The organism is Emticicia agri (assembly GCF_004168285.1).
Lineage (GTDB): Bacteria > Bacteroidota > Bacteroidia > Cytophagales > Spirosomataceae > Emticicia > Emticicia agri.
Map to the genome: position 1 here is coordinate 1 of NZ_SEWF01000088.1, position 12,877 is coordinate 12,877.

General features: G+C 39.6%; 9 protein-coding genes. 1 reads left to right on the forward strand and 8 read right to left on the reverse strand.

What is annotated here, in order from left to right; genetic code table 11:
* Positions 1–1,216 precede the first annotated feature (1,216 nt).
* The 6 genes from EWM59_RS26605 to EWM59_RS26630 form a co-directional block, all read right to left on the reverse strand.
* Positions 1,217–2,197: an AAA family ATPase gene (locus EWM59_RS26605; RefSeq protein WP_130024254.1), complete on the reverse strand. Its 981-nt coding sequence runs from the start codon at positions 2,195–2,197 to the stop codon at positions 1,217–1,219.
* A gap of 3 nt (positions 2,198–2,200) precedes the next feature.
* Positions 2,201–2,815, reverse strand: a complete 615-nt coding sequence (locus EWM59_RS26610; protein ID WP_130024255.1) for a DUF4159 domain-containing protein — start codon at positions 2,813–2,815, stop codon at positions 2,201–2,203.
* A 167-nt stretch (positions 2,816–2,982) separates the two neighbouring features.
* Positions 2,983–4,320 carry a TldD/PmbA family protein gene (locus EWM59_RS26615; protein ID WP_130024256.1) on the reverse strand — a complete coding sequence of 446 codons (1,338 nt, stop codon included), beginning with the start codon at positions 4,318–4,320 and terminating at the stop codon, positions 2,983–2,985.
* Between the two features lie 141 nt (positions 4,321–4,461).
* Positions 4,462–6,102, reverse strand: a complete 1,641-nt coding sequence (locus tag EWM59_RS26620) for a TldD/PmbA family protein (protein ID WP_130024257.1) — start codon at positions 6,100–6,102, stop codon at positions 4,462–4,464.
* Between the two features lie 430 nt (positions 6,103–6,532).
* Positions 6,533–7,849 carry a TldD/PmbA family protein gene (locus EWM59_RS26625; protein WP_130024258.1) on the reverse strand — a complete coding sequence of 439 codons (1,317 nt, stop codon included), beginning with the start codon at positions 7,847–7,849 and terminating at the stop codon, positions 6,533–6,535.
* 128 nt (positions 7,850–7,977) lie between these two features.
* Positions 7,978–9,621 (reverse strand): TldD/PmbA family protein, encoded by a 1,644-nt coding sequence (locus EWM59_RS26630; protein ID WP_130024259.1) that lies wholly within the window; start codon positions 9,619–9,621, stop codon positions 7,978–7,980.
* Between the two features lie 539 nt (positions 9,622–10,160).
* Here EWM59_RS26630 and deoC point away from each other — a divergent pair.
* A complete protein-coding gene (gene deoC / locus EWM59_RS26635; protein WP_130024260.1) occupies positions 10,161–10,829 on the forward strand; it encodes a deoxyribose-phosphate aldolase in 669 nt (222 codons plus the stop codon).
* 69 nt (positions 10,830–10,898) lie between these two features.
* Here the strand turns inward: deoC and ctlX are convergent, their stop codons facing one another.
* Entirely contained in the window at positions 10,899–11,831 is a 933-nt protein-coding gene (ctlX, locus tag EWM59_RS26640; RefSeq protein ID WP_130024261.1) for a citrulline utilization hydrolase CtlX, read from the reverse strand.
* 74 nt (positions 11,832–11,905) lie between these two features.
* On the reverse strand, positions 11,906–12,877 hold a 972-nt coding region (locus EWM59_RS26645; RefSeq protein WP_130024262.1), incomplete at its 5' end, for a transposase.

The window sequence follows — 12,877 nt, forward strand, 5'->3', positions numbered from 1 at the left end:
ATCGGTAGAAAAATGATTGGGTTATGTTTTCAGTATCCCGTAGGGATAATATATTAAATTCGACGTAATTAATATATCGTCCCTATGGGACTTGGAAGTTTAAGTACTCAATATTTTCTACCGATATATTATCCCTACGGGATATTTTTTACAATAAAATTAAGTGATAATTCTTACAATTTAGTCCCGTAGGGACGATATATCGGTAGAAAAATGATTGGGTTATGTTTTCAGTATCCCGTAGGGATAATATATTAAATTCGACGTAATTAATATATCGTCCCTATGGGACTTGGAAGTTTAAGTACTCAATATTTTCTACCGATATATTATCCCTACGGGATATTTTTTACAATAAAATTAAGTGATAATTCTTACAATTTAGTCCCGTAGGGACGATATATCGGTAGAAAAATGATTGGGTTATGTTTTCAGTATCCCGTAGGGATAATATATTAAATTCGACGTAATTAATATATCGTCCCTATGGGACTTGGAAGTTTAAGTACTCAATATTTTCTACCGATATATTATCCCTACGGGATATTTTTTACAATAAAATTAAGTGATAATTCTTACAATTTAGTCCCGTAGGGACGATATATCGGTAGAAAAATGATTGGGTTATGTTTTCAGTATCCCGTAGGGATAATATATTAAATTCGACGTAATTAATATATCGTCCCTATGGGACTTGGAAGTTTAAGTACTCAATATTTTCTACCGATATATTATCCCTACGGGATATTTTTTACAATAAAATTAAGTGATAATTCTTACAATTTAGTCCCGTAGGGACGATATATCGGTAGAAAAATGATTGGGTTATGTTTTCAGTATCCCGTAGGGATAATATATTAAATTCGACGTAATTAATATATCGTCCCTATGGGACTTGGAAGTTTAAGTACTCAATATTTTCTACCGATATATTATCCCTACGGGATATTTTTTACAATAAAATTAAGTGATAATTCTTACAATTTAGTCCCGTAGGGACGATATATCGGTAGAAAAATGATTGGGTTATGTTTTCAGTATCCCGTAGGGATAATATATTAAATTCGACGTAATTAATATATCGTCCCTACAGGACTTGAAATCTTGGGATATTCATTGTTTTCTACCGATATATTATCCCTACGGGATATATTTTGTCGATATTTTCTTGAAACTATTTTAATTATATGTCAATTACGCAATTTAAAATACTTCATTACTTGCTTTTCAACAATTCCCCAATCACATCATCGGTCGTGATATTTTCGGCCTCGGCACGGAAATTCAAGGCAATTCTATGGCGTAATACCGGATAGGCCAATGTTTCAATATCTTCGGGAATGACCGAGAAACGTTCGTTTAATACGGCTCTTGCTTTTGAGCAGAGAATCAAGGCTTGCCCTGCACGGGGTCCTGCACCCCAGTCGCACCATTGTTTCACAAAAGCAGAGGTAGTATTTGCCGGGCGGGTATTTCTTACCAACTGATTTACTCTGATAATCAATTCATCACTAATATGTACCTGACGTGTCAGTTTCTGTAAATCTATAATTTCGTTGTCGGTTAATATTGTTTGCAGGTTTTGTTTGCCGATTCCCGTTGTGCTTTTCAATACATCTAATTCTTCCTGCTCTGAAGGATAACTTAATTTGATGTACAATAAAAAACGGTCTAATTGCGCCTCAGGCAATGGATATGTACCGGCCTGTTCAATCGGGTTTTGTGTGGCAATAATTAAAAAGGGTAGGGGTAGAGCATAGTTAGTACCTGCATAGGTAACTTTGTATTCCTGCATGGCCTCTAATAAAGCTGCTTGTGTTTTAGGCGGAGTACGGTTAATCTCATCGGCAAGCACAATATTAGCAAAGATAGGCCCCTGGTTAAATTTGAAAAATTTCTTGCCTGTTTCGTGGTCTTCTTCTAAAATTTCGGTGCCAATAATATCTCCGGGCATAAGGTCGGGGGTAAACTGCACACGTTTAAACTTCATTTCAAGCGCCTCCGACATGGTTTTTACCATCAATGTTTTAGCCAATCCGGGTACTCCCTCCAATAAACAATGCCCACCTGCCAACAGACTGATTAATATCTCATTGATAGCCTCTTGCTGACCTACAATGACTTTACCGATTTCTTTTTTTAAGTGTGGTAATTTAGCTACCAGTGATTTATAGTGGGTTAATGCTTGTGTTTCCAATGTTTAAACAGTTAATGCGTAATTAATGATGTTTACACCAAATTTGGTATTGTCTTCGGCTAACCACCGTTTGTTTCTGAAATCATAATCCCATTCACAACCATAGTCTTTATTGCTGTATAATACACCGATTTTCCCGTTAATCTGAATCGCTTTCAGATAATCATGCACAAGGTCATCACCCCAGCCGTTTAGCTCGAAACTGGTAGTAGGCGGACCATCGAAATGAAAGAATGAATGATAAATGGGATGTGTATTGGGTATCTTCTGAAGAGCTTTAGCACCAAAAGTCCGAGCCATTTCCTGCTCAAATGATTTGGCAAAGAGTCCGTCGATGTCGTGGTTACAATCATCAACAAAAACAAAACCACCGTTTTCGACATATTTGCGGAAATGGTCTCGTTCCTGACTCGAAAATTCTACTAATTTATGACCACTCAGGTAGCAAAAAGGACTTTTGAATATTTCGTTACTACTCAGCAATACTACTTTCTCTTTTTCATCAATAGGAATGGTAGTATATTCCACCAGCGAATTCAGGATATTGACAGGCATACGCTGGTCAGTATCCCAATCCCCCGAAGTGTATTGAATCCGAGTGAATACGAATGGTTTCAAGTTTGATGAAGTGTTAATTTTTATTTTTCTTTGGTATTTTGGAGAATTGTGTTTGGAGAAAGGAGAATAGAACAAGGAGAAAGGAAGAATATAGTATATTCATTTCTTTTTTCCTTTAACCGTTCTCCCGCGTGGCGTCCGCTTGTTCCTTTCTCCAATCAAACTAATTATACCGCATCCGAAAGTGAAGAGAATGTAAATTCTCTGATTTTCATTGGCGGTATAATATAATTCTGGTTCGATTCTGTACTTACTACCCTTTCTGGTTTGCCCAGTGTTTCCAGGTTGTTCAGCATAATAATCGGACTTTCATTAAAACGGAAATTCTTGATCGGGTGTTTGATTTTACCATCTTCGATATAGAAAGTTCCGTCACGGGTAAGACCTGTCTGTAACAATGTCTGAGGGTCAACCGAACGGATATACCATAATTTAGTAACTAAAATACCTCTTTTGGTGCTTTTAATCATGTCTTCAAGGGTAGCATTGCCTCCTCCCATAATCATGTTATTGGGGAATGGTACAGGCTTCACTCCTTTTTCTTTCGCCCAGAATCGTGAATAAGCCAGGTTCTTCACTACACCTTTCTCAACCCAGAATAGTTTCTTTTGAGGCTGACCATCTCCTGACCATGCCGCTGCAGGCAATTCAGGGTGCTGAGGGTCAGAGTAAAAAGTTACCCGTTCGTCAACTATTTTTTCGCCCAATTTGGTTTTTCCACCCGGCTTACTCATAGACGAACGTCCTTCGTCAGCGCTACGGGCATCCATATCAAAGTATAGGTTCTCTAACAATACAATAGCGGCTGTAGGCTCTAAAATTACAGTATATTTACCGGGCTCAAGGGCTTTTGCACCTACCGAACCTTTCGATTTCTGTATAGCAATTCTGGTAGCCGCAGCGGTATCTAATTTACTGACATCACTGTAACCTTTGGCTACATAGCCCGAACCTGTACCATCTGGTGTACGGACAGTGAGCGAGAAGTTAACGTTTGAATCGAGATAATACGCAAACAACCCTTTAGAGTTCATCATGGCATTGTAGCCTTTACGGTCTTCTAAAAATCCGGCTGCAATCAGGTTTTGCTCTCTGGTCAGTTTTAGGCTTTTGTCAACTGCATCTGCACGATCTGCAGGAGTGATATTGGCAGTAGATTCATAGTAACCACTTGATTTGACATATTCCTGTGGCTCTAATACTCCAACATATTCAGGGTTTTCAGGGGCTAATTTCGCTAATTCTTCCGAGCGACGCACTACTTTTTCAATAGAGGCATCGTCTAATTCGTCAATAGTGGCAACTCCTACTTTTTTGCCGTAGGCCGATTGCACCTGTAAGTTTACATTGGTTAATGCACCACTGGTAGATACCTCATTGCGTGCATAGCGTATATTTCCACGTGTTTCGCCCAACAGGTTTACTTCACATTCATCTGCTTTAGAATAACTCAAAACCTTTTTTAACAAGGCTTTTGCTTCTGTTTCGGTTAATATAACAGGCATTTGATTTTAAGATTAAAGGTTAATGGAACAAGGAGAAAGGAACAGGGTTAACGAAATAGGGATACAGGAAAAGTGCTTATATTGATTGAATACATTCTCTTACTTTCTCCGTTTTCCTTTTTCCATTCTCCAAACAAAGAATTAGATTTTACGTGCTGTATTAATGACATTTACTCCATTAAAACGAGCTGTTGAGCTACCATGCGATACGGCACTTGATTGCGAAGGTTGCCCTTTGCCATCGAAGAACGAACCACCCAAGCGATAGTCTCTTTCGTCGCAAATCTGCACACATGAATTCCAGAACTCCTGTGTATTCGATTGATACGCCACATCTTTTAACATTCCTTCAATCTTACCATCTTTGATTTCATAAAACAATTGCCCGCCGAACTGGAAGTTGTAGCGTTGCTGGTCAATTGAGAAAGAACCATCTCCGATTATATATACACCTTTTTTAACATCTTTAATCAATTCCTCTACAGAAAGGGGTGTTTTGCCCGGCGCTAAAGATACATTGGCCATACGTTGGAATTGCACCGACGACCAGCTATCTGCATAACAACAGCCATGAGATTCTTTTTCTCCGATGATATGTGCCTGGTCTCTGATAGCCTGGTAATTTACCAGTGTACCGTCTTTTACTAAGTCCCAACGTTTGGTTTGTACACCTTCATCGTCCCAACCTACAGCACCTAACGAACCTACCTGAGTTTTGTCTGCAAATAGATTTACCTGTTTGCTACCATAGTTGAAGTTTTTGCTTTGCCATTTATCTAAGGTAGCAAATGAAGTGCCTGCAAAGTTGGCTTCATAGCCCAATACACGGTCTAATTCAAGTGGGTGACCTACCGACTCATGGATGGTTAGCCATAAGTGTGATGGGTCTAATATTAAATCATATTTACCTGCTTCTACTGATTTAGCGGTTAGTTTTTCTTTGGCTTGTTTAGCTGCTGCGGTTACATCTTCCAGCATATCATAGCCTTTATTATAGCGGGTAGTAATACCTGTTACTTTATCAGATGGATTAGCCTGTAAGTATTCATAACCCATACCTACCGGAGCACTAAGCGCCTGGCGGGTTTCGAATTTACCTGTTTTAGGGTCAATTGCCGTTACTGATGCAATAGGCCATATACGGTGAATATCCTGATCGATGTAAGAACCATCTGATGATGCAAAGTATTTTTGCTCATTCACCATAAACAATACTGAGTTGACATAATTAGCCCCATTTTTCAGAGCAGCATCATTCACACTCAACAATAAATCTACCTTTTCTTTAATAGGTACTTCAAAGGCATTTTTTGTAATAGGGGCCTTCCAGCTTACTTCGCCATAGCCTTTTTGTGGAGCCAGTTGCACAGGCTCTTTCAATAATTTTGAATTAGCTTTGGCAATAGCTACTGCTTCTTCAGCGGCTTTAGCTGTATCAGCTTCGCTTTTGGCATCTACTACTGCGGCAAATCCCCAGCAGCCGTTGGCAATTACACGCACACCTACACCATAAGACTCGGTATTGACGATATTCTGCACTTTGTCTTCACGTGTTACGACAAATTGATTCAGATAACGACCAATACGAACATCGGTATAAGTAGCTCCTTTGGCTTTGGCAGCATTTAAAGCAGCATCAGCCAAACGCTTTTTGACTGCTACATCGATGCCTCCATCTAAAAGGGCTTCCTGCGAAACTGTATTGCCTACAATCGGAATATTGGGCAACATCATTGCGCCAAATCCCAAACCAGATAATTGGATAAAGTCTCTTCTTTTCAAAGCTTTTTCAGTTTTTATTTTGTGAGTGAAAGATTAATTTTAGTGTAACTATAAAAGTAAGAATTAAAATGAACTTAATACTAACCCAGTAAGGGGGATTTTAATAAAAGGCCCAACATAAGTGCTGAAAGGCCTGTTAAATGATGTTAATAGAACTTTTGAATGTCGATTTTCGAACGGTTCGCCGTTGCGATGCAGATTGTCGAATTTTCAAAATATCTTAATTTGCTTTTGAGTCCCGTCAGGGACGTTATATCGGTAGAAAATAAGAAAAGTACAAGAAATCTGAGTCCTGTAGGGACGATATATTAAAATCGACGAATAATATATTATTCCTACGGGATACTGAAATTTGAAATTTCATTTTTACTACCGATATATCATCCCTACGGGATACAAACATCAGTAAAAAGGAATTTAAATATAGTCCCTACACCGCATCAGAAAGCGATGAGAAAGTAAAGTCGCGTATCTTCATAGGGGGAACCATATTGCCACCTATACGTACCGGAGCACCCATCGCCTCAAGGTTGTTTAACATGATTACTGGACTTTCGTTGAAACGGAAGTTTTTCACCGGAAACTTGATTTGTCCTTTCTCAATGTAGAAAGTTCCGTCACGGGTAAGACCGGTATAGAGTAAGGTCTGTGGGTCTACGGCACGGATATACCAGAAGCGTGTAACCAGAATACCTTTTTCGGTTCCTTTAATTAAATCGGCTAATGATTGTGTACCGCCTTGCATCAGAAATCCATTGGGTGGCGGAACAGCCTTCACACCTTTTTTATCTGCCCAGAATCTGGTATAAGTAAGGTTCTTTACCACACCATTCTCAATCCATGCTATTTTCTCTTGTGGGCGACCGTCGCCTGAAAAACCTGCGTTTGGAATTTCAGCATTGGTAGGGTCTGAGTAGATATTTACTCTTTCGTCGAATAGTTTTTCACCTAAACGAGTCCCACCACCTTTTTTGCTCATGAAACTTCTGCCTTCGTCGGCATTACGGGCATCAATACTACGCATCATGTTTTGTAATAAATCAACCGATGCGGCAGGCTCTAAAATAACGGTATATTTACCCGGCTCTAACGCCTGAGCATTTACCGAAGCCATTGCTTTCTGCATCGCTATTTCCGTAGCAGATTTGGTACTCAGTTTCGATACATCATTATAGTCTTTGATGGCATAACCTGACCCAAATCCATCGGCTGTGCGAACGGTAATAGAGAAATCGACAGAAGTTGACTTGTTATAGCCAAACAAACCTTTGCTGTTACCTATAGCAAAAAAGCCTGTGGTATCTTCCAGATAACCTGCGGCTACCAGATTTTTTTTAGAGCAGGGGTCGATACTATCAAAGGCAGCTTTGGCTCTATAATCTGGATTGATGTCTGCTGTGCTTTGTGAAAAAGTACTGGCCTCTAAGTAGGTTTGTGGCCCTAACATAGGCATATACTCCGGATTTTCAGGAGCTAATTTGGCGATTTCTTCTGCTCTGCGAACTGTTTTTTCTAAAGAGGCATCATCAAACTCGTTGATAGTTGATGTACCCGAGCGTTTGCCGTAAACTGCTGTAACTGCCAGAGATAAGTCTGTTGACTCTCCACTAGTAGAAACGGTATTACGTGCATAACGAATATTGCCTGTGCGACGGCCCGTAAGCCCTACACTCATTTCGTCTGCTTTTGAGAATGCTAAAACCTTATCAATAATCTTTTTAGCTTCTTCTTTTGTTAATATTGCCATTTTAATTAAGGTTGGTTAAAGGAACAAGGTTAATGGAACAAGGAAATCATACTTTATATAGTAACATTTTCCCTTCAATCTCTTTCTTTACTTTCGCCGTTTTCCATTTTCCTTTCTCCGTTTAGTAATTAGATTTTTCTGCCTGTATTAATGACATTGACACCATTAAAACGAGTAGTAGAACTACCATGCGATACTGCGCTAACCTGTGAAGGCTGACCTTTACCATCGAAGAATGAACCAAAGGTACGATAGTCGTCTTTGTCGCATATCTGGGCACACGAGTTCCAGAACTCCTGCGTATTTGACTGATAGGCCACATCATCAAGCATTCCGGCTATCTCGCCATTTTTGATTTCGTAGAACAACTGTCCGCCAAACTGGAAGTTATAACGTTGCTGGTCAATTGAATACGAACCACGACCAATGATGTAGATACCTTTCTCAACCCCCTTAATCATATCCATCACATTCAGTTTCTCTGTGCCGGGACGAAGCGATACGTTTGGCATACGTTGGAATTGCACCGAATTCCAGTTGTCGGCATAGCAACAGCCATGAGATTCTTTTTCACCTAAAATATTCACCTGGTCTCTGATGGCCTGATAATTTACCAGAATACCGTCTTTAATCAGGTTCCACTCTTTACAAGGTACACCTTCATCGTCATATCCTACAGTACCCAATGTATAAGGTTGAGTTTTATCGGCAACAATGTTTACCTGTTTGCTACCATAATTAAAACTCTTGGTTTTCCATTTATCTAAGGTGGCAAAGCTGGTTCCGGCGTAGTTGGCTTCATAACCTAATACACGGTCTAATTCAGTTGGGTGGCCTACCGACTCGTGGATGGTTAATCCTAAGTGGTTAGGGTCAAGTACTAAATCATATTTACCGGGTAGCACCGACTTAGCTGTCATTTTTTCTTTAGCCTGTTTGGCTGCATTGATAGCGTCTTCTACCATATCATAAGAGTTACGGTAGCCCACCAAACCATTTGGCCCTGGTATTTTCTCACTCGCCAATCCATCTAAATACTCATAACCCATACCCATTGGCGAACTGATGGCATCACGGGTTTTAAACTTTCCGGCTTGTCTGTCGACCGCTGTTACCGTAAAAGTTGGCCAGATACGGTGAACATCCTGGTCGATGTATGAACCATCTGAAGAAGCAAAATACTTTTGTTCGTTTACAAAAAACAGATTGGAAGTAACAAAGCCTGCACCATTTTTCATGGCCTCGCTGTTTACTTTCATCAATAAGTCGATTTTTTCCTGCACCGGAATCTCAAAAGCATTCTTTTTGATTGGTGTTTTCCAGGCAACTTCTCCTACACCTTTTTGCGGAGCCAATATCACAGGCTCTGTCTGGATTTTAGCATTGGCTTTGGCAATGGCAACGGCTGTTTCGGCTGCTTTAGCAATGCCTGCATTGCTTACATCGCTGGTAGCGGCAAATCCCCAGGTTCCATTGGCTATTACTCTGATACCCACACCATAAGATTCAGCATTTACAATGTTCTGAACTTTGTTTTCACGGGTGAAGAGGAATTGTTGCAGATAGCGACCAATGCGTACGTCGGTGTAGGTAGCTCCTTTAGATTTAGCGGCATTAAGTGCCACATCGGCCATTTTCTTTTTCGTAGCAGCGTCAGCTCCGGGTTCAAGCAGGTGTTCAACCGGAACTATGTTACCTAAAACAGGTATGGTTGAACCCATCATAGCTCCCAGACCCATGCCCGACAATTGGATAAAATCCCGTCTTTTCATAATTGGGTGAGTAATTGAAGTTTGAAAGATGAAATACTATTCGTAAAAATGAAAAAAAACTCTATACTTCGCAATTTTTCCTTTGAAATTCCCCCAATATGGGTGAATAGAAGGCAGTTGGAGAGGGTATAAGTTTAGTTTATGTTAAAATTTCTTTTCTAAAAATAATTAAAAATTAAACCACCACCATCCGGCTACGACCAAATGATGCTTTTCAGCGACTTAGAGAGACGTATAGACAGGAATGAAATTGGATTTATCTAATGTTCAGGAGGGTATAAGAAGATAAAAGCATAATTACCTAAAGAAAGGTGCTGGATTTGTGTTAGTAGAAATAAGTCCAGAAAGTATAGCCACCTGCCAGTTCCTTAAATGAAACTCTATCCTAATACAGGCAGTTTGCCCTTCAAAACTTTTTGTGTTAATTTGTCTTGGCATAAGTCTCTTTTTATATATTAACTGAATCCTACAAACCCCAAAAACTGGCTTATGCCTTTTCTTAATCATAACACTTCTACTTATAACTCCTAAAGAATTATATGCAAAACCTTGCCCAATACATAGACCATACTTTACTGAAACCAACAGCTACCGAAATGGATTTTCGTAAACTATGTGAAGAAATCTACCAATACAATTTTTATTCGGCTTGCGTGCCGCCCCACTATGTAGATTTTGTAAGGGATATTCTGGTTTATAGTCAGGCGAAGATTTGTACCGTAATTGGTTTTCCTTTGGGATATCAGACAACCCATACAAAAATAGCAGAAGCCGAAAAAGCCCTGGCCGATGGAGCTACTGAACTGGATATGGTAATGAACATCAATGCTTTTAAATCAATGGCATATCTGACAGTAAAACAGGAAATAAGAGAACTGGCGGAACTGGTACATGGTAAAGACGGTATCCTGAAAGTAATTATCGAAACCGCCTATCTGGATAACTTTGATTTAAGTATTGCCTGTGAAATATGCGAGGAAGCAGGTGCCGACTTTGTGAAAACATCTTCAGGCTTTGCACCTAAAGGAGCAGATGTAGCGCAGGTAAAACTGATGCGACATAATTTGCCTGCTATAGTTAGAATAAAAGCGTCAGGCGGCATACAAACTCACGAACAGGCCATTACCTTTATAGAAGCTGGAGCAGAGCGTCTGGGTACTTCTTCGGGTGTGGTTATTCTGAAAGAAAGTAAGGGGATAGAGGGGTAGTGATATGCAACCTTCGACCGTGCGGTCGAAGGCACTGGTTTAATCTTATTACCTAAAATCTTAAAAAAACTACTTCTCCGGCAAATGAACTTCTGCCATCATACATCGGGCAGAGCCACCTCCGCAAGTTTCAATAATGTTTAAATCAAAATGAAGTATATCGGCATATTCGCCCAGTTGGTTTTTCTGTGATTGTGTCAGGGAATCGTAAGCACTTGTTGACATCACTAAAATGCGATGGTCTTTTTTATTGCTTATCATCAGCATATTCCCGGCAAAGGCATTCATTTGTTCCAGACTTATCTCTATCACGTTTTTACCTGTACTTTCCAGACTTTCCTTTACCATTAGTCGCTCATCAAGGTCTTTGATTGATTGCAGACAAACCACCGCAAATGTATCACCAATACACATCATCACATTGGTATGATAAATCTCTTTATCGTTGGCATCGACTGCACCGAACTTCACTATTTTGTAGCCATTCATTTGCTTTTCCCATGCTTCTAATACTTCCTCATGGGTGCGTGGTGAAATACAGGCATAGGCAATGCGGTGCATACGGTCAAGCACAAGGCTACCTGTGCCCTCTAAAAATTTGTTTTCTTCCTCAAAAGCGGTCAGGTCAATGACAGTTTCTACATGAAAATTCTTTCCTAAATCATCTATAATATCTGCTCTGCGCTCTAAGCGTCTGTTTTCGGCTTGCATGGGATATAAACATACTTTTCCGCTATGATGAAACGACACCCAGTTATTAGGGAAAATACTATCGGGTGTATAAGGCTTGGGTGTATCTTCATACACGATTACATTAACACCGATGGCTCGCAATTGGCTTACCATAATATCGAACTCTCTCAAAGCATTTTCCTGCGTTAATTCAACGTCTAATGCTTGGGAATCGGTGTCCTGAAACGCATTGCTTTCGGCAGTTTGCAGGTTAAAAGCAAAATTTACCGGACGAATCATCAGGATATTTGAAGTAGTCTGAGCTTGCATGAAGTGTAAAGTTTATTGAGTGAATGAGTGATTGAGCGATGAACTGTGTTAAAAGTCAATAAAAAGTCGAAATATTATTTGGCAAACTCAAAATCATTGACGAACAAGGTTTGGTTTTTAACCACCCCAAAAACTTGTCTGATTAATTTGTTCATCACGGCAATCATAGCGACTTTGTGAGCTTTACCCAAGGCTCTTTGCCTTTGATAAACAGCCACACAGGCCAGGTTATATTTTTTAGCACTTCGGGCAGCCATATAAAGAATCGCTCTGACATAACCCAGTCCGGTTTTAGCCAGCCCATAGTTTTTGTGTACACTTTTGGAGGAGTGTTTTTCGATGGGAACAATTCCTAAGAACTTAAGTACTTGCTTGACATTGCTAAAGTTCTTAAACCCATCACTGGCGATAATCAAAGCATTGGCAGAGGCATCACCGATACCCACTACTGATTTGATTAAACCAAACAAGTGTTTATGTTGGTCATCATCTAAAGTAAAGAGTTCCTCTTTAAATTTAGTGATTTGTATTTGCAAGGTCATTTGCAATAATTCTAAACTTTCAATGACTAACTTGTCAGCTCTTGGGTCAAAAGACAAGGCATGAAGTTGATTCTCATAGGCTTGTTTCTGAGTCATTAAAGTGGATAAATGTTTCCTTTTTTGTCTGAGATGATGCAAATGCTCATCTTCGATACTGGTGGGAGCAGGTTGATAATTGGCTCCATACAAGCTTAATAAGGCTGCATCCACTCCATCATGCTGATGAGTAACTTTCATACTTTTGACAAACCCTTTGCTTTGGCTTGGAGTGATTACACTAAAAGTAATCTCATGAAGCGTTAAAGCATAGCTTAATGGAAGATTATAAGTACCAGTTTGTTCAAAAATAATATGTACATTTTCACCAAGTGTCTCAATCCACTGATTGATAGCTTCTATAGTATTGTCGATAGTTTGTACAGGAAGTTTGATGAATTTGGATGAAGCTTGACTTAAGCCCTGAGCGATGACTAACTCATGGCTTCCCACATCGATACCTATGTA

What these genes read in the sequence shown, in the direction of transcription:
- EWM59_RS26615 (WP_130024256.1), bottom strand. Translation starts at nt 4,320, where the DNA reads ATGCCTGTTATATTAACCGAAACAGAAGCAAAAGCCTTGTTAAAAAAG.
- EWM59_RS26625 (WP_130024258.1), bottom strand. Translation starts at nt 7,849, where the DNA reads ATGGCAATATTAACAAAAGAAGAAGCTAAAAAGATTATTGATAAGGTT.
- EWM59_RS26630 (WP_130024259.1), bottom strand. Translation starts at nt 9,621, where the DNA reads ATGAAAAGACGGGATTTTATCCAATTGTCGGGCATGGGTCTGGGAGCT.
- deoC (WP_130024260.1), top strand. Translation starts at nt 10,161, where the DNA reads ATGCAAAACCTTGCCCAATACATAGACCATACTTTACTGAAACCAACA.
- ctlX (WP_130024261.1), bottom strand. Translation starts at nt 11,831, where the DNA reads ATGCAAGCTCAGACTACTTCAAATATCCTGATGATTCGTCCGGTAAAT.